Annotated in this window: 18 protein-coding genes and 1 tRNA gene; 11 read left to right on the top strand and 8 right to left on the bottom strand. The window is 59.0% G+C overall.

Annotated features, from left to right (window positions below; all coding sequences use genetic code 11):
* The first annotated feature begins 139 nt into the window (after positions 1-139).
* Positions 140-817: a DNA-3-methyladenine glycosylase gene (locus soil367_RS05325; protein ID WP_136547639.1), complete on the top strand. Its 678-nt coding sequence runs from the start codon at positions 140-142 to the stop codon at positions 815-817.
* On the opposite strand, the gene soil367_RS05330 is transcribed toward soil367_RS05325, so the two are convergent.
* The 4 genes from soil367_RS05330 to soil367_RS05345 form a co-directional block, all read right to left on the bottom strand.
* Positions 798-1631, bottom strand: coding sequence for an SDR family oxidoreductase (locus soil367_RS05330; protein ID WP_136547642.1), 834 nt, complete (start codon positions 1629-1631; stop codon positions 798-800). The genes soil367_RS05325 and soil367_RS05330 overlap by 20 nt on opposite strands.
* Before the next feature lie 260 nt (positions 1632-1891).
* Positions 1892-2512: an HPF/RaiA family ribosome-associated protein gene (locus soil367_RS05335; RefSeq protein WP_136547644.1), complete on the bottom strand. Its 621-nt coding sequence runs from the start codon at positions 2510-2512 to the stop codon at positions 1892-1894.
* 323 nt (positions 2513-2835) lie between these two features.
* Positions 2836-4686, bottom strand: coding sequence for a sensor domain-containing diguanylate cyclase (locus soil367_RS05340; protein WP_136547646.1), 1851 nt, complete (start codon positions 4684-4686; stop codon positions 2836-2838).
* A 163-nt stretch (positions 4687-4849) separates the two neighbouring features.
* Entirely contained in the window at positions 4850-6700 is a 1851-nt protein-coding gene (locus tag soil367_RS05345; protein WP_136547648.1) for a diguanylate cyclase, read from the bottom strand.
* A 642-nt stretch (positions 6701-7342) separates the two neighbouring features.
* Here soil367_RS05345 and soil367_RS05350 point away from each other — a divergent pair.
* Entirely contained in the window at positions 7343-9160 is a 1818-nt protein-coding gene (locus soil367_RS05350) for an acyl-CoA dehydrogenase C-terminal domain-containing protein (protein WP_136547650.1), read from the top strand.
* Positions 9161-9365: 205 nt separating this feature from the next.
* On the opposite strand, the gene soil367_RS05355 is transcribed toward soil367_RS05350, so the two are convergent.
* Both soil367_RS05355 and soil367_RS05360 read right to left on the bottom strand, forming a co-directional pair.
* Positions 9366-10103 (bottom strand): YebC/PmpR family DNA-binding transcriptional regulator, encoded by a 738-nt coding sequence (locus soil367_RS05355; RefSeq protein ID WP_136547652.1) that lies wholly within the window; start codon positions 10101-10103, stop codon positions 9366-9368.
* Positions 10104-10210: 107 nt separating this feature from the next.
* The gene (locus tag soil367_RS05360; protein WP_136547654.1) at positions 10211-11098 is read right to left on the bottom strand and encodes a MaoC/PaaZ C-terminal domain-containing protein; all 888 of its coding nucleotides are present in this window, start codon (positions 11096-11098) and stop codon (positions 10211-10213) included.
* Between the two features lie 303 nt (positions 11099-11401).
* Here soil367_RS05360 and soil367_RS05365 point away from each other — a divergent pair.
* Positions 11402-11478: transfer RNA gene (locus soil367_RS05365), tRNA-Asp, on the top strand.
* A 279-nt stretch (positions 11479-11757) separates the two neighbouring features.
* Here the strand turns inward: soil367_RS05365 and soil367_RS05370 are convergent.
* Positions 11758-12846, bottom strand: coding sequence for an AraC family transcriptional regulator (locus soil367_RS05370; protein ID WP_136547656.1), 1089 nt, complete (start codon positions 12844-12846; stop codon positions 11758-11760).
* A 161-nt stretch (positions 12847-13007) separates the two neighbouring features.
* Here soil367_RS05370 and soil367_RS05375 point away from each other — a divergent pair, with 161 nt between their 5' ends.
* Together soil367_RS05375 and soil367_RS05380 are read left to right on the top strand one after the other, a co-directional pair.
* Positions 13008-15065, top strand: coding sequence for an NADPH-dependent 2,4-dienoyl-CoA reductase (locus soil367_RS05375; protein ID WP_136547658.1), 2058 nt, complete (start codon positions 13008-13010; stop codon positions 15063-15065).
* Positions 15066-15245: 180 nt separating this feature from the next.
* A complete protein-coding gene (locus soil367_RS05380; protein WP_136547660.1) occupies positions 15246-16475 on the top strand; it encodes a DNA repair protein in 1230 nt (409 codons plus the stop codon).
* Here the strand turns inward: soil367_RS05380 and soil367_RS05385 are convergent.
* Positions 16420-17391, bottom strand: coding sequence for a DUF1853 family protein (locus soil367_RS05385; RefSeq protein ID WP_172962274.1), 972 nt, complete (start codon positions 17389-17391; stop codon positions 16420-16422). The two genes, soil367_RS05380 and soil367_RS05385, sit on opposite strands and share 56 nt — an antisense overlap.
* Positions 17392-17560: 169 nt before the next feature.
* Here soil367_RS05385 and soil367_RS05390 point away from each other — a divergent pair, with 169 nt between their 5' ends.
* The 6 genes from soil367_RS05390 (at position 17561) to pepN (ending at position 24532) form a co-directional block, all read left to right on the top strand.
* Positions 17561-18445 (top strand): NAD(+) kinase, encoded by an 885-nt coding sequence (locus soil367_RS05390; protein ID WP_136547664.1) that lies wholly within the window; start codon positions 17561-17563, stop codon positions 18443-18445.
* Positions 18418-19512: a metallophosphoesterase gene (locus soil367_RS05395; RefSeq protein ID WP_246065540.1), complete on the top strand. Its 1095-nt coding sequence runs from the start codon at positions 18418-18420 to the stop codon at positions 19510-19512. The genes soil367_RS05390 and soil367_RS05395 overlap by 28 nt, the downstream gene beginning before the upstream one ends.
* Positions 19513-19569: 57 nt before the next feature.
* Positions 19570-20439, top strand: a complete 870-nt coding sequence (locus tag soil367_RS05400) for a rhomboid family intramembrane serine protease (protein ID WP_136547667.1) — start codon at positions 19570-19572, stop codon at positions 20437-20439.
* Between the two features lie 255 nt (positions 20440-20694).
* Positions 20695-20967, top strand: a complete 273-nt coding sequence (locus soil367_RS05405) for a DUF1315 family protein (RefSeq protein WP_136547669.1) — start codon at positions 20695-20697, stop codon at positions 20965-20967.
* Between the two features lie 35 nt (positions 20968-21002).
* Positions 21003-21818, top strand: coding sequence for a DUF2797 domain-containing protein (locus soil367_RS05410; protein ID WP_136550528.1), 816 nt, complete (start codon positions 21003-21005; stop codon positions 21816-21818).
* A gap of 83 nt (positions 21819-21901) precedes the next feature.
* Complete coding sequence (pepN, locus tag soil367_RS05415; RefSeq protein WP_136547671.1) at positions 21902-24532, top strand: aminopeptidase N; 2631 nt, start codon at positions 21902-21904, stop codon at positions 24530-24532.
* Positions 24533-24722: the final 190 nt, after the last annotated feature.

Below are 24722 nucleotides of genomic sequence, written 5' to 3' on the forward strand. Positions count from 1 at the left end.
GGAGGCTCAGGACCTCAACAGCCGGCTCCATCGCTGGCATACTGACAACCGTTACCTTTCTCCTCTAGCTGAATCCGATACCCTGCGACGACGCTTCAGAAAAGCTGTTGTGTCGGCGCCGACCATCCCAGGGAGCCTGATGCCTGATCCGCTGCCGCCGAGTGATTCATACCAGACCTTTGGCCCCGAAAACGCACTGGGCCGCGCTTTCTATGGGGAACGCACAGAGAAGGTCGCCAGGGCATTGCTGGGCCAGTACCTGGTTCGAGAGTTGAGCGGAGAGTTGGGCGGAGAGTTGGGCGGAGAGTTGGGCGGCGAGCTCCTGGTCGGCCGCATCAGCGAAACTGAAGCCTATGGTGGCGAGACGGATTCGGCCAGTCATGCATCGCACGGCCGGACCACGAGAAACGCGCCCATGTACGGTGCCCCCGGTCATGCCTACGTCTATCTTATCTACGGTTTGCACGAGATGTTCAATATCGTGACCGAGAGGGAAGGCGAGGCGGGGGCGGTGCTAATCCGCGCCCTCGAACCCGTTGCCGGTATCGGCAGAATGCGAACGCTGCGAAAGGGTAAACCCGATTTTCAGCTGGCCAATGGCCCCGGCAAGTTAGCGCAGGCTATGTGCATCAATCGCCGGAACCTGAACACTCATGACCTCTGCCTCGGGCGGGAGATATGGCTGACGCCGGGGTCAGCAGTACCGAAAGAAAGTGTCATCGTCGGTCCGCGAGTCGGGATCGATTTCGCCGTGCCGGAGGACCGGGACGCCCCGTTGCGCTTTCGGCTGGGCGGGACTATTTCCGGCGCCTGGTGATATTGAAGATGAGTTCAGGTGACAGCCTTTTCAACCAAAGGGCATGCATCTCCTTGCCCTTGCCCACCGGGATTTCCCGTTGTCCCCGGGCCAGCCCTGCGATAACGACCCTGGCGCACTCATCAACGTTCATGCCGCCGCTGATTTCCTCATCACTCTTGTTGAAAGGCTGACCATCACCGGCAAGCGCATGACGCGCGATAGGGGTGCTGATGAAGCCGGGAACGATGGTCGAGACCGTGATGCCGCTGTCCTCGACTTCGGCGCGGAGCGCATCGAAAAACCCCATTACAGCGTGCTTGGCAGCGCAGTATCCCGTACGTAGCGGCACACCGACTTTGCCAGCAACGCTGGCCGTGGCAGCGATGTGGCCGGCGCCGCGTTCGAGCATATGCGGAAGCACCGCCTGGGTCAGCGCGATCTGGCCGATCACGTCCACGTCCATCAGCTTCCGGTAAACCGAGAGGTCAGTCTCGGCGCAGCGCGATCGCTGGGATACACCGGCGTTGTTGATCAGCAGATCGATCTGGCCGAAGCGTTCAAGTACCTTGGCGGATGCCCCCGCCATCGAATCGCTGTCGGTAATATCGAGCGGCAGAACCATCACGTCGGTCTCAGCGCTTCCCGCCTGGTGGCAGCGCCTGGCGACTCGGTCCAGTTCACTTTCCCGCCGGGCTGATAGAACCAGCCGGGCTCCCGAGCCTGCGAGACCTACCGCCAGAGCCTCGCCGATACCGGAGGATGCGCCGGTTATCCAGGCGACAGTGTTCCTGAAATGGTCCGCGGTGCTGGCATTTTTTCTTGTTGAGAACATTTTTCTACGCTTCTCCTTTGCATGCGGCTGGATACCGCTGAAGCACGCCCAGAAACGGCGAGCTGCGCTGGTTACGGTCATTAAACCGGAACGGATAAACCGAAGCAAAAGCAAATCGGTTGAGCCGGCAGGCGATAGGTGAGACCGAATCGGTGACAATGGGGCGAGACGGGAGAGGAGGAGGAACGGAGAAGCGTCGTACTGCCCGACACCTGACGCGCGGCCAGACGGACCAACGTCTGGCCGGGGACCGTTTACGGTCAGTGATTTTCCCAGCCAGCGGGACGATCAAGCGTCTCGTCCTGGCCTTCTTCAGTGTTGACTCCGGGTTTGTCGATTATCTGTACCGTGCTGGCCTGGGGCCCGTCTTCTCCCATCTCGGCAACGAAACGCACCCGGGTGCCGGGGCTCAGACGTTCGAAGTCGTCATGAAGGACGGCATTTCGATGGAAGTAGTATTCTTCACCGTCCAGCGGCGACTTGATAAACCCATAGCCCTCTTTTTCAAACAGGCGAACCACCAGGGCCTGCGGCTCATCGTGGTGCTTGACCTCGCCACGGCGCCGGGCAGTTTCCTTCTGGATCTGCTTTTCCACCGCCTCGAAGGCCTTGCGAATGATCGGCCGAAGCTGCACGTCCAGGCTCTCCACCGTTCCCGTTTTGTCGGCGACGAGGTCTTTTTTCTGGGGGAGAGTCACTTCAACCCGGGCGCGGTAGGGATTGCCCTTTACGTGATTGTGCTGCTTCCGTTCGATCGCGACGCGGCAGGCGATAATGTCGTCCGAGAGACGGTCTAGCCGCTCCACTCTTTCTGCTACATAGCTGTCGATCCAGCCTATCTTCGGGACGTCCTTATAGCTGAGCTCCAGGGGTACCTGCATGGTTGACTCCTCTGTCGGCTTAAAGTCCGGGTCTCCCGCCTCGCCCTAAGATGGGACGGTCCGTGTTCACACGGGACAGGAGACTCATACCGAGAATCCTCCTTGTCACACCGAGTTTCAAGAGACTTTTCTGAGGCTTAACCATAATTTAGCGCGGGAGAAAGGTTGCAGTGCTAGACAGGGCAACCGGTGGCCGTAATCGGCGAGCTCGGGAAAAGGCCTGAGGGACGATGTTGCAGGCGCGCCAAGCCCGAGCAAAGTTGGGCTTGTAGAACTGGCGGACTATCGGGGCTGACCGGGACAGCGGCTTTCCGCCAGTTTAGTTACTGTTCATCGGCAGAAGAGACCTGCCATTCGACGCGGTTGCGACCGCTCTCCTTGGCTGCGTAGAGGTTCTGGTCTGCACCTTTGAGCAGCGTTTCCCGGCTGACCTGGTCCTGCGGTACGCGGGCCGCGACGCCGATGCTGGCGGTGATGGTCAGGCGTCGTTCGCCGTCATCCATCAGTGTTTGTGAGAGACTCTCCAGGATGTTTTTCGCCACGCAGACTGCGCCTTGGGTATCGGTGTTGGGAAGCAAAAGAATGAACTCTTCACCACCGTAGCGCGCTGCAATATCCGAAGGGCGCCGCAGGTTGTCACGAATCACCTCAGCGGTCCTGATCAGACAGAGGTCGCCGAAGGGGTGGCCATGCTGGTCATTGATCAGTTTGAAATGGTCGAGGTCGATCATGAGTACCGCTAACGAACTTTTGTCGCGGTAGGCCCGCTTGTATTCCGTGAGAAAGGTCTCTTCGAATGCGCGGCGGTTGAGGAGGTTGGTCAATCCATCGGTTGCGCTGATTTCCTTGAGCTTTGCGTTGGTCTTCTCCAGTTCTTCGGTTCGTTCACGGACGATACGGTCCAGGTCCTCATTCGCCCGGATCTGGTTGTTCAGCATTTGCTGTTGAGCCGCTACAGATTCCTTTTGGGCCTGCTCCCGCATGCGTCGCTCGTAGGTCATGCGGTGCGCCATGGCAAAAGACAGAAGAATCGCCTGCGCACCCGCGCCGAGCTGCGCGATATGTTCAGAAAACCAATCGCGGGGTACAAGGCCCAGCTTGTTGACCGCCAGCAGGAAGCCCGCGACAAGCAGGCAGCTCCAGGCGATGTTGAAAAGCCTGGCTCCGTGGAAGCCGTCGCGCCAGCGCAGAAAGCCGATCCAGGCACCGGCCAGTATACCTGTCATAGCCAGCAGCAAGGTGATCAGCATCATCGGCCGGTAGGGGAGAAAGAGGGCCGCGACAGCAGTGACAGCTGGGGCGAAGGCAAAGAACAGAGCGACACGCGACAGCCGGGGGCGAGCATGCGGAAGCGTGAGGAAGCTGCGGAAGAACAGCGCAGAGAAGCTAACCACCCCTGCAAGCGAAATGACCAGAAGCGGGTCGTTGATCCAGGTTACCTCCGGCCATAGATACTTGAAACTGAGCCCTTCCATACCAGCTAACAACGCGGTCATGGACAGCACCATCATGACGTAGTGAAGATAGCTGACATCGCGGATGGAAATAAATATCAGAAGGTTGTAGAAGACCATCACCAGCATGGCGCCGTAGAACAGGGCCTGCGAGACAGCGGTCTCATAGCTTTTTTCCACCAGCTTTTGATTCTGGTAAAGCGTGAGAGGGATCTGTGTGGAGGAGCTGCTTTGTACTCTCAGGTAGACTCTGGTGACACCGCTCGGGCTAACCTCCAGCGGGATCGCGAAGTTGGGGTGATCAATCGGGCGTTGCGCATAGGGGAGTTGATCGCCCATCGCGTAGTGAATAGCCGGCCCTTCGCCCTGAAAGACATAGACGTCCACTTCATCAAGCACCGGATACGCGATCTCGAGTACGTAGGGTCGGGTGCGGGCATCGTCGTTACTTTGCCGCTTGAGGCTGAAACGCACCCAGTAGGCAGATGCGGTATAGCCAAAGCTAAGCACATCCTGGGCCGACGGCTGCCAGCCGGATGCCTGGCTGGAGATTGTGTCGATACTGAGCGTGCCCTTCGGATCTTCGAGATATTCGACTAAGGGGCCCAGTTGAAGCTGGTCCTGGTCTGGGCTGAGCACCTGGGTTTCGCCCTGCGCGATAAACGACGCGAGCATGGCAAACACCAGAAGCACCCACTTATGGAGAGCTTTCGTCGTCACGCTGCAAACTCCTGGCCCCGGCGGAATGCAAAACCCGAGGTTCCGTTGGAGAATGATAACGATACCAGGCTATCGCCTGGGCTGCTGCAGGCTGACGACGGGGTCGCCAAGCAGCGGCATGGCGGCAGTAATATATTTGAGTCGGTCACTGAGGCCTTTCCCGTTAATCCTGCTGGTGTTCGTTAATAAGCTGAATGGCTTGCCACTCGACCCGGTTGCGACCCTTTTCCTTTGCAGTGTAGAGATTCTGATCCGCATCCTTCAGCAACTTGTCGCGGTTGGACTGACTGTCTGGAATGGCCGCGGTCACGCCGATACTCGCCGTAATGGCCGTTACCAGTGCGCCATCCCGGATCTCCGTCCCGGACAGGTCTTTGAGGATATTGCCCGCCACACAGACTGCTCCTTTAACATCTGTGTCAGGCAGCATCACAATGAACTCTTCGCCGCCGTATCGGGCTGCAACATCGGGCGGGCGTCTGATGCTGCCCTGGATCAGACTGGCAGCCTTGATCAGGCAAAGATCGCCGAAAGGGTGACCGTAGGTGTCATTGATCTTCTTGAAGTGGTCCAGGTCGATCATCAGGATTGCCAGCGGGGACTTGCCACGGTACGCCCGCTTGTATTCGACCAGAAAAATTTCCTCGAACGCGCGCCGGTTGAGCAAATTGGTCAGCCCATCTGTTGAGCCAATCTCCTTCAGCTTGATATTGGCTTGCTCAAGCTCCTCGGTACGCCTGCGCACCATGTGGTCGAGGTCTTCGTTGGCACGGACTTGCTGCTGCAAGAGATTCTGCTGCGCTGCCGCAGACTCCTGCTGAGCTTTCTCCCGCATATCGCGTTCGTACGTCATCCTGTGTGCCAGGGCGAAAGACAGCAAGAGTGTCTGGAAGCCAGCGCCGATCTGAACCACGTTTTCAGTAAAGCTGTTGCGCGGCAGGAATCCGAGCTTGTTGAGCGCTAGCAGCAGCCCGGCCACAAGCATGCAGCTCCAGGCGACATTGAGGTAGCGGGCGGCATGAAAGCCATCTCGCCAACGAATAATACCCGCCGAGAACGCGGTCAATATGGCACAGATCGCCAGGACAATTGTCACCAGCATCATCAGCCGGTAGGGGAGAACAAAAGCGCCGACGGCTGTGACCGCGGAAAGCATGGCAAACATCAGGAGTAGATTGCCCAGGAACGGGCGGGTCCGTGGTATAGCCAGAAAGCTCCGGAAAAAGAGCGCCGAGAAAAAAACCATACCGCTTAACGCCACCACCAGTGATGAATCGTTAAGCCAGGTACTGTCCGGCCAGATGTACTTGAACGTAAGTCCTTCGATACCCGCCAGCAGGGTGGAAATCGACACGACGGACATGACGTAATACAGGTAACTGATGTCTCGGGTCGTGAAGAAAATCAGCAGGTTGTATAGCACCATCACCAGCATGGCACCGTAGAACAGGGCCTGCGTCACGCCCCGGTCAAAATTGGTCTCGACCAGACTGAGGTCATGGTAGAGCGCCAGCGGCACCTGTATGGAGGAGCTGCTCTGGATGCGGAGGTAGACCTCCGTGGTCCTGTTAGGCTCGACATGCAGCGGTGCGATATAGTTGGGATGGTCAACCGGGCGTTGCGAATAAGGTACCCGATCTCCCATGCTGTAGTGAGCAATTTGTTCGTCGCCCTGGAAGATATGAACATCGACGTGATCCAGCACGGGGTAAGCCACCTCAAGAAGGTAGGGCATCGTGCCTGTGCCGCTATGGGTAAGCCCGAAACGGATCCAGTAGGTCGAAGCGCTGTAACCAAAGCTGAGTACATCTCGTTCGGAATGTTCCCAGCCAGTTCGCATCTGCCTGACCTGGTCCGTGCTCAATATTCCAGCGACATCCTCCAGGTATTCAATGTGGGCGCCTAGCGGAAACTGCGTAACACGCCCGTCGAGCATGATGGTCTCGGCAGATAGAGTGGACGCCTGGCCTAGTGCGACTATAAGCACAACCCAGTGGAAAAGTTTTCTTGTCATTCAAACCGGGCTCCGGTCAGCCAGACAACAGAGCGGAGGCCACGACAAGCTCGTGACCGGCCACAAACACCAACGAAATGAGACAGCAGATCCGTGGCGCATTCAGATCACACGGAAAAAGCCGCTATTCAACCTTTTTGAAACATGAGTTTAGTTCACGTTGTGAATATCTGCTCAAGAGGCGGCATACACTGCTCAAGAAAACCGGGTTGTGCGTTCGGAATAGACCGCCGGTTGGAAAGTACAAACACATGGTTCTGTATCAGGTGATTCTGGCGCCGATGCCGCTGAATGCAGTAAAAAGCTAGAGCGGACAGGCCGTCGAACAAAGCCCCGAACACGCTTCTGTCAAAAGGGCCGAGTAACCCTTGACAAGATCAGCAGCCCGACGGATGGATAACCGCGTGGCCAGCGCTGCTGGGGGCTTTTTGCCGCCCCGCTGGCGACACAGACTCGGTTATATGCATCCGTTCGCATTGTGAAGCGTTGAGGTATGGTATTTTCTCGCCCGTTGCTGACTGCCTGGCTCGGGTAGTCGCCATTCTCCCGTCTATGCCGTATTCCCCCGCAAGGCACATTCGACACTGCGGTGGCGGTCCAGGCAGACAAACCCCGTTAACCAGACGACTGAGAGGTTGAGTTATGCCGGTCTACAAGGCCCCTTTGCGCGACATGAAATTCCTGCTCAACGAAGTGATGGACTTCGAGTCCCATTACGCCAGCCTGAGCAACGGCGGCGAAGCAACCCCGGACATGGTCGACGCCATCCTTAGCGAGTGCGCGCGGCTCTCCGAAGAGGTGATTGCCCCGCTGTACCGTTCGGGCGACGAGGAAGGCTGTACACTGGAAAACGGCCAGGTAAAAACCCCCAAAGGCTACAAGGAGGCGTACGAAGAGTATCGCCAGGGTGGATGGCAGGGGCTCTCGCACCCGGTGGAGTACGGCGGTCAGGGGCTGCCTGTGTCGCTTGCACTCCTGAAGCAGGAAATGATGGGCACCGCCGACTGGTCTTTCGGTATGTATCCGGGCCTGTCTACCGGTGCCATGAATACGATTCTGCTTCACGGTACCGAAGAGCACCGGCAGACCTATCTGATTCCGCTCACTGAAGGGCGCTGGGGTGGCACCATGTGCCTGACCGAGCCTCAGTGCGGCACCGACCTCGGCCAGGTCAAGACCCGCGCCGAGGCCGGAGAGGACGGCAGCTACAAGCTGACCGGCTCCAAGATGTTTATCTCTTCAGGCGACCATGACCTGACCGAGAACATTGTGCATATCGTATTGGCCCGTCTGCCGGATGCGCCCAAGGGCACCCGGGGCATTTCCCTGTTTATCGTACCCAAGTACCTGCCAAATGCCGATGGCGGCGTTGGCGAGTTCAACAACGTCAGCTGCAGCTCGCTGGAATACAAGATGGGCATCAAGGCCTCGGCCACCTGCGTCATCAACTTTGACGAGGCCAAGGGCTTTCTCATCGGCCCGCCGAACCAGGGCCTGGAGTGCATGTTCACTTTCATGAACACCGCCCGGATTGGTACTGCTATCCAGGGCGTGGCGTCAGCGGAACGTTCCTACCAGGGATCGCTGGCCTACGCGAAAGACCGTCGCTCCATGCGGGCGCTGTCCGGCAAAAAAGAACCTGAGCAGGTAGCGGATGCGATCATCCATCATGGTGATGTGCGTCGGATGCTGCTGACCCAGAAGGCCATCGCCGAAGGCGGTCGGGCGATGCTTTACTATGCCGTGAAGATGGCTGACCACATGGTCTGCGGTCACCTTGAGAATGATGAGAAAAAGGCCGAGCGCGCCGATGACAAGCTGGGTTTCCTGACGCCGATCCTCAAGGGCTTCCTGACGGAGCTGGGCTGTGAGGCGGCCTACCATGGTATGCAGGTGTTTGGTGGCCACGGCTATATTCGTGAACACGGGATGGAGCAGATCGCCCGTGACGCCAGGATCGCGACCCTGTACGAAGGGACTACCGGCATCCAGGCACTCGACCTGCTGGGCCGCAAGGTTTTGCTGCTGACCCAGGGCAAGGCGGTGCGCGAATTTACCGGCACTATTGCGAACTACGCCCGCAAATATCTGAGAAACAAGGAGATGCGCCCCTACGCCATGCGCATGCTGAAGCTGGCCGGACAGTGGAACTGGCTCACTATTCGCATCGGCATGGTGGCCCGCAAGGACCGGGATATGGTCGCTACAGCCAGCTTTGACTTCCTGATGTACAGCGGCTATTGCTTCATGGCCTTCATGTGGATGCGCATGGCCGTGGTAGCACAGGAAAAGCTCGAAAATGGCGGTGCAGAATCACCAGACTTCTACCGTGCCAAGCTCGCAACGGCAGAGTTTTACTTCGAGAAAATTCTGCCCCGGGCCCAGGCCCATGCGACTACCATGCTCGCGCCGACCAGCAGCGTGATGCAGATGGATCAGGAGCACTTCGTTTTCGAGTAAGGCGTTGCTGGACCGGGGCCTGTGCTGGCGCTATGCCGGGGCAGGCCCCGGGATCTCAAGAGTCCGGGCAGGGGGCTGATCAATAGAGTCTGGCCAGGAACCTGGCCAAGCGCGCGCTAGCCGCTGCCTATCAATTGTGCCTGTTTCATCACTGTGCGCTACCCAAGGTCGCCGACAGGCAGAAACGCGTGCTTTAAAACCCCGCTCAGGTTTCCTCTATTTCCGCGTTGTGATAGACATTCTGGACGTCGTCCAGATCGTTCAACATGTCCATGAACTTCTCGAACAAGGCGACGTCATCACCACTGACGGCGGTTGTCGTCTGGGGCAGAAACTGGATCTCATCCACCTCGAAATCGAGCGTCCCCTCGCTCCCACCCAACGCCTCTGTTAATGCCTGCTTCGCCTTGGCGTAGTCAGTATGGGGGGCGAATACCGTGACCTTGCCGTCCTCTTTTTCAATATCGGTGACGTCAACATCTGCTTCCATCAGCGCTTCAAGGGCTGCTTCTTCGTCGTCACCGCGAAAAGCCAGGATCGCGCAATGGTCAAACATGTGACTGACACTACCGGGTGTGCCGATCTTGCACTTGGTCTTGGTAAAACAGAGGCGAACATCACCGAAGGTGCGGTTGGGGTTATCGGTCAGGCAATCGACGATGACCATGCAATTGCCGGGACCAAAGCCTTCATACCTCGCCGGGGAGAAATCCTCGCCGCCGCCGCCCTTGGCTTTGTCGAGCGCCTTTTCTATAACGTGGGACGGGACCTGGTCCTTTTTTGCACGATCGATGAGGCCGCGCAGGGCCAGGTTGGCGTCTGGGTCTGCTCCACCTGATTTTGCACAGACATACAGTTCACGTGCGTATTTGCTGTAGACCTTGGTTTTGGCGTCGGCGGTCTTGGCCATGGATTCTTTGCGATTCTGGTAGGCTCTGCCCATTGCGCGTACTCGTTCGTCATCGGAGAGGGGCGCATTTTAACGTCAACCGCGCCCCGGGTCCTAGTGTCTCGTCCGTCTCAGTTTCAGGCCAATCTGCTGCCCCAGTCTCAGAGCCAGCGGATAGATCCGACGATGTGCGGTGCATCACCTTTGGCGTTGAGCAATTGGAAGTTTGTCCGGGACTTGGTCGATTCCCAGTTCAATGTTGCTCTGCCGGGGAGAAACAGCGGCTTCTTGAAAGCGGTTTCAATCTCAACCGGGCCCTGCTGCCAGTCCTGCTGGTGCTGCAGTAGGGCAATTGAACGCGCTTTGGTCCACATGCCGTGGGCAATAGCTCGCGGAAAGCCAAAGGCCCGGGCGGTCAGTGCATGCATGTGGATAGGGTTGATATCGCCTGAGACCCGGCCGTAGCGCCGGCCGATAGACTCGGGCGCTGACAGGGAGCTGCTCATGCTGTACGTGGGCAGTTCTTTGGTCGCGCCTGCCTGTTTGCGGTCGGAATGGACCGTAGTACTCTTCTGCCGAAAGAGGTTGGTGCTTATCTCTGACCATACCAGCCGTCCACTGCTGAAGACTTCAGTACGGATATCGAACTCCAGCCCACGGCTGGTGAGGACGGGGTCGGCCAACTTGCAGTGGACGTCAAGGTTTTCGCCATGATGAACCTGGCGATGCTGGGTAATACTGTTGCGTAAATGGACAAGTCCCAGCAGCGGCAGCGGAAACGCCGGATCTGTAAGCAGCCTCATGTGCAGCGGAAACGCAAGGATGTGGGGCCAGGTGAGCGGGTAGGCCAGCGGCTTCTCGAAACCGCAGAGCTCAGCGTACTCCTTGACCCGCGCCGGGTCGCTTGACGCGCCGTAGAGCCGAGCTTCAAGCGCCGGTATGGCCGACGGGTTGACCGGTTTGGGTGTAGACCGTTTCTTGCGCGCCGCGCGGCTGTATAGCTTCCACATCGGGTCTGCGACGTGATGAAATTCCAGGCTGCTCGCCATGAGTATATGTCTCCCTGTAGGAACTGATGCGGTAATGCCGGGGACTTTCTATAGAAACCATAGAAACCATAGAAATCATAGAAACCATAGAAACCATGCAGAGTCCCCGGAGGTCTGTGAGATCGGCTACCGTCCGGCTGCCTGCCGGGTCTCTTTTTACCAACTTTCCGGGCGTTGACGCTACCCCCTGCACGGTATACGCGGAGATTCCGCTTTCGCTTTGAAAACCGTTTGACATAAGAAACAGGGTCTATATAATTCGCCCTCGTTGTCACCCGGGAATAGTTGGGTGATAGCTAGCGCGGAGCGGTAGTTCAGCTGGTTAGAATACCGGCCTGTCACGCCGGGGGTCGCGGGTTCGAGTCCCGTCCGCTCCGCCATTTTTTCTTTTCCTGTCCTTTCTGCTTTTTGCTCCTCCTGCTCTGCTAGTAATTATCTGTCTACACTGTTTATTCACAGGCTCATGTTATTCACAGGCTTATGGCGAATGACGGCTTGTTGCGTCCCGTTTTGCCTCCTGTCCTGCCGTCATTCTGTTGTCATGAAACAGCCGTAAATTCCAGCGCTATGGCGAATGGGCGAGCTTGTCTGCACGCTTGGCGTTGAAGAAAAACGGGAGTGGAACCAATGGACGAGTATGAAGATGCGCTGCTTTCGCGTCAGTGCGACGATGCTGATGACGACGAGTGTGACGACGCCGAAGAACTTTGAACATCGCGCCGGTACTGTCCCGCACTCAAGCCAGTCCATCGCCGGACTGCACGGTGGAACGGGGCCGGTGAAGCGAAGCCGAGCAGATAGGCGATCTCCGCAAAGCTGAGCCTCGTCGCGCCGATGTATTCCAGAGCCAAAGCCTGTCGGGTCTCACCCAGTAACTGCCTGAAGGTCTTGCCCTGTTCGGCCAGTGCGCGCCGTAACGTCCAGGGCGTCGTTCCGATGGCGGCGGCAATGGCATCTATACCGGGTGAGCCGCCGCGTAAGCGCGGTGCCAGCTCTTCCTTTACCCGGTCCACTAGCGTCCACCCGCTTTTCAGCTTTTCCAGCTCTCTGGCGCAGCTGTCGTGCAGCGTCTTGAACAGGGCCGGTTGCCCTAGGGGATTCGGCGCTGACATGGCGGCGGGGTCCAGTATGAGTGCATTGCTAGCGCTGCCGAAAAGTACCGGGCAGCCGAAGAACCTCTCGAATACCTCGCAGACGCCACGATCCCGATACTCTATGTGCACCTCGCGCACTGGTGCTGCCGATGGCTCAAGCATTCTGATGAACGTAAGCCAGCGCGCCAGCACGGCATCTACCACGAAGTAGTTATAAGCGTTATAGGGACTGATGGAATAAAACACGGCCGCTGCAGAGGTCGGGCCCGTGTCCATTCTGGACTTACCGCGGCTGTTGTAGCTGGTCAACCGCTCGAAGTGGATCAGCGTTGCCAGTGCACTGCCTAATGTCGGCGCTGCCAGACCCGCAAGGCCGGCCATGCCGACGTCTGTGAGTCGCGTCGCCTGGCCCATGGCCAGGCCCAGCGTCGAATCATCTGCCAGCTCGCAGGCTGCATGCCCCAGGCGCATGAAGCGCGGGATGCTGATACGTGCCTGGGGGATGGCCAGCTGGCCGGAGTTAAGATCGAACCGATCAAACAAGGGTCCGGCGGGAAGCCCGCGCTGTTCCAGCACACGGCGCATCACGGCCGCGTAGGTCACGTCGATATCGCCCAGCGGGTTGGTCCTGGGGTGGCGGTAAGGAGGTGTCATGGGCAATTCAGCGAGTCTTTGAAAAATGTTATTTTAGATCATCAGTGTGTTGTATCAAGTCATTGTTCCGTTGGGGTTCGGGGTCTAATCTCTACCCGACTCTTCGCCCAGCTCATATTGATCGCTACAGGCGAAACCCGATGTTTCCGGAGCTTTTAACTATGCCTACCCCCCAGCAGCACCCCCGTTCTGACGCCTCAGGCTACCCGCACATGTTGAGCCCGCTGGATCTCGGGTTTGTCACCTTACCCAACCGGGTGCTGATGGGCTCCATGCACACCGGCCTGGAAGAGGGAGAGCGGGGCTTTGAACGAATGGCTGCGTTCTACGCAGAACGCGCATTGGGCGGGGTCGGTCTGATCGTCACGGGCGGCATCGCGCCGAACCCGGAAGGTGCAACACGCCAGGGCGGCGCCAAACTGACAACCTCGGAAGAAGCAGGCGAGCACCGGATAGTGACCCAGGCCGTCCATGAAGCCGGTGGCCGCATTTGCATGCAGATTCTCCACACCGGGCGGTATTCCTTCCAGCCCACGCTGATCAGCGCCTCGGCCGTGCAGGCGCCCATCAATCCCTTTGTTCCGCGCGAGCTGTCAGAAGATGAAGTCTGGCAGCAGGTTGACGACTTTGTCCGTTGCGCAGCGTTGGCACAGGAGGCCGGCTACGACGGTGTCGAAGTCATGGGCTCGGAAGGCTATTTCATTAACCAGTTTATTGTTGAGCGCACCAACAAGCGCGACGACTACTGGGGCGGCAACTATGAGAAGCGGATGCGGCTGCCGGTTGAGATTGTCAGCCGCATCCGCGAGCGTGTCGGGCCGGAGTTCATCATTATTTACCGCCTGTCGATGCTCGATTTGGTTGACGAAGGTAGCAGCTGGCAGGAGGTGGTCCAGTTGGGCAAAGCTATAGAAAAAGCTGGCGCCACGCTGATCAACACCGGTATCGGCTGGCATGAGTCACGGGTGCCGACCATCGCCACATCGGTGCCCCGCGGCGCTTTTGTCCAGGTCACGGCCAAGATGAAGCAGGCCCTGAGCATTCCGCTCATTACCACCAACCGCATCAACATGCCCGCAGTCGCCGAGGACATTCTTGCCGCCGGCAATGCGGATATGGTGTCGATGGCCCGGCCTTTCCTGGCCGATGCAGAGCTGGTGCGTAAGGCCGCCGAAGGCCGAGCCAATGAGATCAATACCTGCATCGGCTGCAATCAGGCCTGTCTGGACCACATATTCAGCGGCAAACTGACTTCGTGCCTGGTTAATCCCCGGGCGTGTCACGAGACCGAGCTCAACTACCTGCCCGCCGAAAAGCCGCGCCGGATTGCCGTAGTAGGCGCGGGGCCTGCCGGGCTGGCCTGCGCCACGATTGCGGCCGAGCGAGGTCACCGGGTGACCCTGTTTGACCAGCAGAATGAAATTGGCGGGCAGTTCAATGTCGCCAAGCTGATACCCGGCAAGGAGGAATTCTACGAGACGCTACGCTACTACGGCGAAATGATCCGAAAGCACGGCGTCCAGCTGGAGCTGGGCGCGCGTGTCGAGGCGGACCAACTGGCGGGCCATTTTGACGAGGTGGTGCTCGCGACAGGGGTCAAGCCGCGAGTGCCGCCGATTCCCGGCGTTGAGCACCGCTCAGTGATCGGCTACCTCGACGCGCTGCTGGGCCGCAAGCCGGTCGGGCGACGGGTGGCTGTGATTGGTGCCGGCGGCATAGGCTTCGACGTGTCGGAATTCATCACCCATGAGGGTCCATCCCCCAGCCTCAATATTGATCACTTCATGGCGGAGTGGGGGGTCGATCTCGGCGGCGAACACCGCGGCGGAGTGGAAGGTGTTGAGCCGACACGGCCGGAGGCGCCGCGGGAAGTCTTCCTGCTGCAACGCAAGGCTTCGAAGGTAGGCAAGAACCTGGGCAAGACCACCGGCTGGATCCACAGGGAATCCCTGAAACATCGTAAGGTGAAGATGATCCCCGGTGTGACCTATGAGGCAATCGATGATGAGGGGTTGCACGTGCTGGTTAACGGCGAGGCCCAGACGCTACAGGTTGATACGGTTATCCTCTGTGCCGGGCAGGAGCCTTTGCGGGAACTTGAAGATGCATTGAGAAGCGCGGGCCAGAGTGTCCACCTGATCGGTGGGGCTGATGTAGCCGCCGAGCTGGATGCCAAGCGCGCCATTGACCAGGGAGCCCGTCTCGCAGCCACGCTCTGATGCGGCAAATCTGGCAGGGTGACCTACACTTCAGGGGTGTCGCAAAACGCTGCAAGCAGTCGCTGGCCCGGTAGCTTTGCTGCCGTGGGTCTGCTCGGCACCGCAGCTCTGCAGCACCCGTCTTTTTCGGCAGATGCCGGTAAAGGCGTACCCCTATTTCTTTAGCCATGCTGGTGCTTTATGCCGTCTTCACGTGCTGATGATGTCTATCAGGTTATTTTTTTCATGGAAGAGGGCCGTGCGCAACGGGCGATGCGCATGAGCGAGTTCGAAGCTTTTCTGGACGGCTACGCCGGGCTGTCCGACCTTGCAGATACCGAAGTAAAAGCAATCTATGCTCAGGTCTCCGGCTCACTCGGCGTCGCCGGGCTGGTTTTTTTCCGTATTTATTTCGACGATGAGGGGCGGGCTGACAGCAGCTGGAACCTGCCCCTGGCCGATTTGCTGGCCCAGGGCAGTTCGGGACCGGATCTCGGCGAGGGGCCTATCCGCCTGGTCTGCCGCAGCCGCTGTCCCGAACCGCAGTACCGGGACGCCTTGTGGGACCCGGATATGGCGCCAGAGCACAATGACTTTCATATCATCCGCAAGGCCGTTGAGCAGAACCGGATGAAGCTTGCGGTGCGAAAGCCCGCCGAGCCTGCGGAAATTCCCGTGCTGACCCAGCGTGAGCCCGAACAGGACACGCGCGAGCAACGCGTTCGCCTCGCACGCATGCTGCGGCAGCAGCGCCTCCACATCCGTACGCTGCGCAGCGCGCATCGGGACGCCACGCGCGAAATTCAGCGTGAACACCGGCTGGAACTCAAAGCCCTGAACCGCCAGAACCTGCTGGTTGAGCAGCAGCTGGAGCGGCTTAAACTGGTCAATACACAGCTGAAGGCGAGGCTTAGCGAGCGCAATGAGCAGTACCTAAGCCTCCAGGGTCAAATAGCAGACACCCGTGCGGCGCCTACTGACCAGCAGAGCCAGATGGAACTGGTCCTGTTACGCGAGCAATTGCAGCGCAAAGAACGGGAAGCTGACAAACGCCGCGAGCAGCTCGAGCAACTGGAAGCGCAGATCGAGCAGTTGCAGAGTCGTGTGCCGGATGAAGACACGTTACTTGAACGGTTGCAGGAGCAGACCGTGATGCTGGTGGCGTACCACGCCGGGGTCGGTCATATCACCCTGCCGTACGAAGAAATCGGAACCTATTTTGATAACCCGCTGGCCTACGCTGCAGCCCGGTGTTCCCTGAACCAGCCCGCGTATGAGCGCTGGCTGGCCCATTACGAGAAACCGGAGTGTCAGGCTTCGGAAGGCGGCGAGCCTTGCAACGAGCCTATTCTGCGGATCAGTGATCCCCAGGACTTCAGGGCCGGGATTGATGATAGGTGCGAGCGGCACCGTCCGGCTCAGGCGTCCTGATAGTCCGGCACCAGCTGTTCGGCACCACGAACTCGCGTGCTCGCTCCAGCCAGAAGCCCTGCTCAGTGCGGTCCATGGTCGCGACGAGCACTGGCCGCTGCTGGCTCTCCTCGGCGATAGCGCCAGGCTCTGACGGGTCGGGACGGAAATCGTCGGCAAGCTGTAACGGCCCGAGCCAGTCCGGCTTGCGGATGCGTATTCGGGGAGTGTCTGCAGCTGAGCACTGAAACTCGTCAGCCTTGCGCCAGGTATGTTCGGGTGCCGGTATCGTGATTTCATCGGGCAGGGGAGGGGTGGTGGCCTGATAGTGCCTGAACAGGTAGCCATAGAGCCCGAGGTGGCTCGTCTCAATTTCCGGAAGACCTTCGCTGCGCAGGCAGGCCCTGCCGGCTTCGCTGCGCCATAAGGGGAGTTGATGCTCTCGCAGACGCCGGAGCTTTGCACTCAGCTGATCCCGGGTGTCGGGCCCGTACCAGCCCAGCGGCTTGCCGTCGACGCGTGGTTCCTCAGCTCGGTCTCGATTGACGGAATTTACATCGGCGTTCAGGTCGGGCCAGCCCATGTAGTACTTGACCGCTATCTCATGGTGAACAATGCGGCCGGTGGCAGGGTCGGCTACCAGAAAGTCCAGTTCGCCCAGTGTGCGCCCGCCTACGCGGATCGGCAGGTTTTGCGCAAGTATGCGCTGGCCCAGCAGTGCGGTAAGGGCGAAGCCGTAAAGTTGTTCGAAATACAGACCCAGCCGGCGGCTGGGACGGCTTTGCAGATGAGCGAGCAGCGCTTCGGGATTGCGGTCCAGCTCCAGCAATGTTTCGTCGACCGAGCCGGGCCATGCTGTGGCGCCGCTGACATTGTCCTTGCCCTGGTAGTGGGTCAGTAACGGCTCGCTGCGCACCAGCCAGGCCAGATGCCGCACGGCCGGGGTCCTGAAACGGTGGCGGACAAAAAGGGAATCAGGGGAATAGCCGTATGTGCACATGAGTAACCCGCTATTTGGTATCCTGTACCGATTCAGGCTGTCTGGCGCTGCTGCAGTGCCACGGCGGGTCCGGGAAAGCTACCGCTCATCAACATGAAGACCGCACATGGAACAATTCAGAAACATCGGCATCATTGGCCGTCTGGACAGCGTGACTGTCGTCGAGACCCTGCGCAAGCTTCATGCCTACCTGATCGACCGCAACTACCAGGTCATTCTGGAGGAGAATACTTCCACCATGTTACCCGGCCACGGGCTGCAGGTGGCCAGCAGCAAACTGCTGGGTGAGATCTGCGACCTCGTGATCGTGGTCGGCGGCGACGGCAGCATGTTGGGCGCGGCGCGTAATCTGGCCAAGTCCAAGGTGCCGATCCTCGGCGTCAACCGGGGGCGGTTGGGCTTTCTCACCGATATCCGTCCGGATGAGCTGGAAGACCGCCTGACCGAAGTGCTGAACGGCAAGTATATCGAGGAAAGTCGCTTTCTGCTGGATGCCAATGTCCGCCGCAACGGCCAATCCCTGGGCTTCGGCACCGCCCTGAATGACGTTGTGCTCCATCCGGGCCGGTCGACCCGCATGATAGGCTTTGATCTGTATATCGAAGGTGAGTTCGTCTACAGCCAGCGCTCCGATGGGCTGATTGTCTCTACGCCGACCGGCTCCACTGCCTACGCACTCTCCGCTGGCGGACCCATCATGCACCCCAAGCTGGACGCCATCGTCCTCGTGCCCATGTATCCCCATACCCTGAGCAGCCGGCCAATTGTCGTCGACGGCAGCAGTGAGATAAAAATCGTCGTTGGCGCGGTAGGCAGTAACTTTCCCCATGTGGGGTGCGATGGCCAGACTGATATCAGCTGTGCCCCTGGAGACACCATTTACATCACCCGTCGTCCATTCAAAGTGCGTCTGATTCACCCGACGAGCCATAACTTCTACGCCGCATGCCGGGAAAAACTCGGATGGGCCAGCGAAATAGCAGCGAGCTAGCCATGGGCCATTTGCAATCGCAGCCGGGTTCGGCCGTGGGCAGTGCAGCGTCTTTTCGGGGCTATGACCTGATCGGCGACGTCCATGGCTGCGCCAACACATTGAGCAAGTTGCTCGAGGTGCTCGGCTACCGTCAGGTCAACGGGATCTACCAGCACCGGCAGCGGCAGGCTATTTTCATAGGTGATATTGTCGACCGCGGGCCGCGTGTACGGGAGGCGCTGCACCTGGTGAGGGACATGGTTGACCGCGGTTCTGCCCGGATTGTCATGGGCAATCATGAATACAATGCGCTCTGTTACTGCACCCGCAGTCGCCCCGGCAGCCAGCATGAGTATCTGCGGGAGCACAGCCCGCGCCATAACCGTCTGATAGCCGATACCCTTGAACAGTTCGCCAACTACGGTCACGAATGGAATGAGTTCCTCGAGTGGTTCTATACACTTCCAATCTTTCTGGAACTCGACGGCTTTCGGGCGGTCCATGCCTGCTGGGATGATCAGCTTATTGAGCAGTTCAAAACCCAGTACCAGAGCAACCTGATCGACGAAGATTTCCTGCACGCGTCCGTCGCCAGCGGCAGCTTTGCTTTCAAGGTCATGGACCGGCTGCTGCGTGGTACTGACATGCGCCTGCCCGACAATCGCCACATGGTCGGCCGGGACGGCCTTACGCGACATTTTTTTCGCACTTTGTTCTGGGCCGACCAGCCGCGGACCTATGGGGACATCGTTTTCCAGCCCGACCCGCTACCGGATGATATTGCCAGCCGGCCGTTCACGGACGCCGAGCAGGCGCGGCTGTTGCGCTATCCAGTTTCTGAGCCGCCGGTATTTTTTGGCCATTACTGGATGCAAGGTACGCCGAAGCCGATCAAGCCCAACCTGGCCTGTCTGGATTACAGCGCCGTCAAATACGGCAAACTGGTAGCGTACCGCATGGACGGCGAAACCAAACTCGACGCCAGGAAGTTTGTCTGGGTTGACGTACCGCCACCGGAACTGCCGGAACCGGATGATTACGACGACGATTATGTGGAATACGAAAGCCCAAGCGATTACCGCTAGGCCGTACCGGACCATGAAATAAGCGGATCATTCAGAAAGCGGACAAGGGAGAGCTGCTTGAAACGACTAAAAGAAGTACCGGCGAGTCTGGACCTCCAGCCTTTCAGCCTCTGGTTGCGAGCCCAGCACGTCGACCACCGGATCAGCATCGAAGGTGATTCACAGGTGGTGTGGCTGACCGACGAGCGAATTGAAGCGGACGTGCTGCGGGCGCTGGAACAGTACATGGAAGATCCCCAACTGCGCGCCCGGCTCAGAGACGAGCCACCACCGCAGCCGACTGTAAGGGCACACTGGCAGCCCAGCCCCGGGCAGGCGCCCCTGGCATTGGGACTTATCGTTGTCGCGGCGTTGCTGGCGTGGTTTACCGGTTTTGGCTCGACAGGGCCGCTCACCGAGCTGGTCATCGTCAATCCGAACGAGTGGCCGGTCGAAACCTGGGGGCAGCGCTGGAACAGTCTGCTGGGGACGTTGGGTGAAGGGCAGTTCTGGCGGCTTTTTACGCCTGACTTCCTGCATTTTTCGATTTCCCATCTGATATTCAACGCCGTGATGCTCTGGTTCCTGGGCAGCCAGGTCGAGATCCGGGATGGGCGGTCGCGCTTGATTCTGCTGGCCGTGGTGAGCTCGCTTTCGGCGAACCTGACCCAGTACATGCTCTCGGGGCCACTATTCGGCGGGCTATCGGGCGTTGTATACGGCGTTATTGCCTACACCTGGCTCAGTCAGCGGGATAACCCACGCTTTATTTTTCCGCCCGCGCTTATGCTGTTTTCGGTTATCTGGCTACTCTTCGGCCTGACACCCTTTCCGCAGCAGTTGGGCATCGGCAGCATGGCCAACGGTGCCCACCTTGGCGGCTTGCTTGGCGGGCTTGCGCTGGCTGCATTGGCATCGGTGCCAGCGCCCGGTGGCGCCAGCCGCTAGTTGCACGGGGCGCTGGCGAAGAGTGAGGACCTGTGGTCATGCTGGTCGCAGCCCGGACCGGCACTCGTGTGACAGACAAAAAAAAGCCCCACTGAAAAAGTGGGGCGAAGTACAGCTCCTGATGAGAGAGACCAAATGGAGCGACTGACGTCCCACCTGGTATTTGAATGATAATTATTATCATTAACGGCGTCAACCGCTTTTGCTGCTTCTTCTCGGTTTTTTAACGCATTGGTTTTATCTGGAGGTTGCATCATGCAATTTGCCGACGCTGCAAGACAACTCGACCCGGAAATTTACCGGCGACTTCGCCACGCTCTGGAGCTGGGTAAGTGGCCTGATGGCCGGGTTCTGAGTGAACAGCAGAAGATGATCACGATGGAGGCGGTGCTCCACTACGAGCAGAGCAACGATATTCCCGAAAACGAGCGGGTGGGGTATCTGGAGAGTCAGTGCAAGAGTGTCACCGCCGGTAATGAATCGTCCCCGTTGAGGTTCGTCAATGGTGCGAATAAGGCTGATCTGTGAGCTACAGAATTCTGGCCGAAGGCCCGCTTGAAAAAATGGGCTGCGCTCCTGGCGGTGACGGTCCGGTCGGATATGTGCTCAAGGTCGGGCAGCAGAGGATCGACGGCAATGCGCTTCTGGATCGTCAGCTTCGGCTGGAATTCCTGGGGCGGATACTCTGCCGCAACTGTGGCCGCGTTACCCGCAAGAGCTTTAATCAGGGGCACTGTTTCCCCTGCTTTCGCAAACTGGCGAGCTGCGATAATTGCATCGTCAGCCCAGAGAAGTGCCACCATCACCTCGGCAGTTGCCGTGAGCCGGCCTGGGGCGAGAGCTTCTGCATGCAACCGCACCTGGTCTATCTATCAAACAGCTCGGGCCTGAAGGTGGGCATCACCCGCCAGACCCAGGCGCCGACACGCTGGCTCGACCAGGGTGCGGAGTCAGCGCTGCCGCTTTACCGCACGCGTACCCGCTATCTCGCCGGGCTGGTGGAAGTTGCGGCAAAGGCCCATGTGGCCGACCGGACCAACTGGCGCGCGATGCTCAAGGGCTCGCCTGACCCGGTAGAGCTGGAGCGGGAGCGGGAACGCGTGCGGGAGCTGCTGAACAGCGATATTACCGCCCTCACTCAGGAGCACGGGCACGACGCAATTGTTGACCTGGATGACGCGCCGGCTTCCTGGTCTTATCCGGTCGAGCGCTGGCCGGAGAAAGTCAGCTCACACAATCTCGATAAAAATCCGGTACTGGAGGGTCGCCTGGAGGGCATCAAGGGGCAATACCTGATTTTTGACTGCGGAGTGATTAACATCCGTAAGTACACTGCCTATGAAGTGGCGCTTGCTGAGTCCGTCGTGGAGGCGGGCTGAGCCGTAGACCAGCAGGCACGCGGCCGACAATTACGCCGGCGGCCAGGCCAGGCTAAACACATTTTCCGCACGAGGGTTGTGCCATGCGCACCAGCGAACCGAAAACTATCCGTTTGAAAGACTATCGCGAGCCGCCTTTCCTGATCGACCAGGTCGACCTCAGGGTCGAGTTGTTCGAAGACGGTGCCCGGGTTCACTCGCGACTGGACGTGCGCCGCAACCCTTCGGTGCAGCCGGAGTCCGAGTTGCATCTCGACGGCGAGGACCTGAAGCTGGAGGAAGTGACGCTGAACGGGGAGCACCTGTCCGCGTCGCGCTACGTCGTCGAGGACAGCCAGTTGACTATCCGTGACATGCCGGATTCAGCCGTGGTTGGTGTTGTTACCTGGATCAAGCCGCAAGAGAATACCCGGCTCGAAGGGCTTTATAAGTCATCGGGCATGTTCTGCACTCAATGTGAAGCCGAAGGCTTCAGGCGCATCACTTATTATCTTGACCGGCCCGACGTCATGGCGCGTTTTCGCACCCGTATCGAGGCTGATCTGAAGCGTTACCCCATTCTGCTTGCCAACGGCAATGAGGTCGATCGCAGCCCTCTGGAAGAAGGCCGGCATCAGGTGACCTGGGAAGACCCGTTCCCCAAGCCCGCCTATCTCTTTGCCCTGGTCGGGGGTGACCTGGTGGAGCGCCACGATAGCTTCGAGACCGTGAGCGGGCGCAACGTTGCGCTGCGAATGTATGTCGAGCCCCGTAATCAGGAAAAATGTGACCACGCGCTGGCGGCCCTGAAGCGGGCCATGCGCTGGGACGAGGAAGTCTACGGGCGTGAGTACGACCTGGACGTCTTCATGATCGTCGCGGTGGATGACTTCAATATGGGGGCGATGGAAAACAAAGGCCTCAACATCTTCAACTCCTCCTGTGTCCTGGCCAGCCCTGAGACGGCTACCGACGCTATCTACGACCGCATCGAAAGCATTGTCGCCCATGAATATTTCCATAACTGGTCCGGCAACCGGGTAACTTGCCGGGACTGGTTCCAGCTCAGTCTGAAAGAAGGCTTCACTGTCTTCCGGGATTCGGAGTATTCAGCCGACCAGGGCTCCCGGACGGTCAACCGCATAGACAGCGTCAACATGCTCCGCACCGCACAGTTTGCTGAAGACAGCGGCCCGATGGCGCACCCGATACGGCCCGCCGAGTACATGGAGATCACCAACTTCTACACGGTGACCATCTACGAAAAAGGCGCTGAAGTTGTGAGGATGATACATAGCCTGCTGGGCCCGGAGCTTTTCCGGGCCGGCAGCGACCTCTACTTTGAGCGGCACGACGGCCAGGCGGTGACTACAGACGACTTCGTGCGCGCCATGGAGGACGCCTCCGGCCGGGACCTGACTCAGTTCCGCCGCTGGTATGACCAGGCGGGCACGCCTGAACTGGCGATCGAGGACAGTTACGACGCGGCCAGCCAGACCTACAGACTGTCGATCAGCCAGTCCTGTCCGCCGACGCCTGGCCAGCCGGAAAAAGCGCCGTTCCACCTGCCTTTCGAGTTAGGGCTGCTGGGCACGGATGGCCAGGACCTGGAGCTTCAGCTTGAGGGAAGCGAACCGTCGGGCCGATCAATGGTGCTTGATATCACCGAACCCAGACAGGAATTCGTCTTTACCAATATTACGGCGCGCCCGGTGCCGTCGTTGCTAAGGGGTTTTACCGCCCCGGTGCGGCTGCGTTATCCGTGGACCCGTGATCAGCTGATGTTTCTGATCAGCCATGACAGCGACGGTTTCAATCGCTGGGATGCGAGCCAGAGGCTGGCGACCGATGTCATCGAAGCACTGGCTGAAGGGCGTGAGGCCGAAGTCGATGCACGGCTGGTCTCGGCCTGTTCGGCGCTCCTGAAAAATGATGCGCTGGACCCGGCCCTCGTTGCCAAAATGTTGTCCCTGCCCAGCCTGGCCTACCTGATCGAACTGACGCCATCGGCGGATGTGCTGAAGCTGCACCAGGCACGGGAGCAAGTGCTCACCTCGCTGGCCAGATCGCTGAGGGACGATCTACATGAGGTCTACCAGCGCCATCCCGCCCCGGCCGCTTATCGGTACACTTCGGAAGACATGGCCGCTCGGGCATTGCGCAACATGGCACTGGCCTGGTTGCTGAGCATCAATGACGAGCAGGCCCTGAAACTGGCGCGCAGCCAGTATGGTCAAGCCAATAACATGACGGACCGGCTGGGCGCACTGCGGGCTGTGGTCAATTCTGATTTCGCCGAAGCACGGCAGACGCTGCTGGACGACTTCTACCAGCAATGGCAGGCGGATCCTCAGGTGGTCGAGTTGTGGTTCGCGGTTCAGGCAGCCAGTCCTCAGGCAGGCACTCTGCCGCATATCAAGGCTCTGATGGAGCATGCCGCATTTGACTGGAAAAACCCGAACAAAGTCCGTTCAGTCATCGGCGCATTCGCCGGGCAGAACCTGGTGAACTTCCATGCACCGGACGGTTCGGGATACAGCTTCCTCGCCGAACAGGTCATCCGGCTCGATCCTTCCAACCCGCAAATTGCTGCGCGCCTGGTCTCGCCACTAACACGCTGGAAAAAGTTCAAGCCGGAGACTGCCGACGCGATGCAAAGAGCGTTGCGCGAGGTGATGGGTCAGCCCAAGCTGTCACGGGACACCTACGAAATTGTGTCAAAGGGCCTGAGCTGATTGAACGGATCACATCTTGTGACTGGCCGTTGGGGTAGGGTCACTGGTTTGCTAGGGCCACTGGTTTGCCGTGGGGTAACCTCAGCGGCTTCAGGCACGGCCTGAGACCCGCTGATGGCATGCTTTCGCCTGGTCAGTGAGACAATCGCACTTTGGACTGATAGACAAACGTCTTGTTTCGTCTACTCTT

The organism is Hydrocarboniclastica marina, assembly GCF_004851605.1.
GTDB classification, from domain to species: domain Bacteria; phylum Pseudomonadota; class Gammaproteobacteria; order Pseudomonadales; family Oleiphilaceae; genus Hydrocarboniclastica; species Hydrocarboniclastica marina.

Excerpts from the sequence above, each read along its gene's own strand:
- soil367_RS05410 (WP_136550528.1), top strand. The coding sequence starts at position 21,003 with ATGGGCTGCGCTCCTGGCGGTGACGGTCCGGTCGGATATGTGCTCAAG.
- soil367_RS05335 (WP_136547644.1), bottom strand. The coding sequence starts at position 2,512 with ATGCAGGTACCCCTGGAGCTCAGCTATAAGGACGTCCCGAAGATAGGC.
- pepN (WP_136547671.1), top strand. The coding sequence starts at position 21,902 with ATGCGCACCAGCGAACCGAAAACTATCCGTTTGAAAGACTATCGCGAG.
- soil367_RS05370 (WP_136547656.1), bottom strand. The coding sequence starts at position 12,846 with ATGACACCTCCTTACCGCCACCCCAGGACCAACCCGCTGGGCGATATC.
- soil367_RS05325 (WP_136547639.1), top strand. The coding sequence starts at position 140 with ATGCCTGATCCGCTGCCGCCGAGTGATTCATACCAGACCTTTGGCCCC.
- soil367_RS05330 (WP_136547642.1), bottom strand. The coding sequence starts at position 1,631 with ATGTTCTCAACAAGAAAAAATGCCAGCACCGCGGACCATTTCAGGAAC.
- soil367_RS05350 (WP_136547650.1), top strand. The coding sequence starts at position 7,343 with ATGCCGGTCTACAAGGCCCCTTTGCGCGACATGAAATTCCTGCTCAAC.
- soil367_RS05360 (WP_136547654.1), bottom strand. The coding sequence starts at position 11,098 with ATGGCGAGCAGCCTGGAATTTCATCACGTCGCAGACCCGATGTGGAAG.
- soil367_RS05355 (WP_136547652.1), bottom strand. The coding sequence starts at position 10,103 with ATGGGCAGAGCCTACCAGAATCGCAAAGAATCCATGGCCAAGACCGCC.
- soil367_RS05375 (WP_136547658.1), top strand. The coding sequence starts at position 13,008 with ATGCCTACCCCCCAGCAGCACCCCCGTTCTGACGCCTCAGGCTACCCG.
- soil367_RS05395 (WP_246065540.1), top strand. The coding sequence starts at position 18,418 with ATGGGCCAGCGAAATAGCAGCGAGCTAGCCATGGGCCATTTGCAATCG.
- soil367_RS05380 (WP_136547660.1), top strand. The coding sequence starts at position 15,246 with ATGCCGTCTTCACGTGCTGATGATGTCTATCAGGTTATTTTTTTCATG.
- soil367_RS05345 (WP_136547648.1), bottom strand. The coding sequence starts at position 6,700 with ATGACAAGAAAACTTTTCCACTGGGTTGTGCTTATAGTCGCACTAGGC.
- soil367_RS05405 (WP_136547669.1), top strand. The coding sequence starts at position 20,695 with ATGCAATTTGCCGACGCTGCAAGACAACTCGACCCGGAAATTTACCGG.
- soil367_RS05390 (WP_136547664.1), top strand. The coding sequence starts at position 17,561 with ATGGAACAATTCAGAAACATCGGCATCATTGGCCGTCTGGACAGCGTG.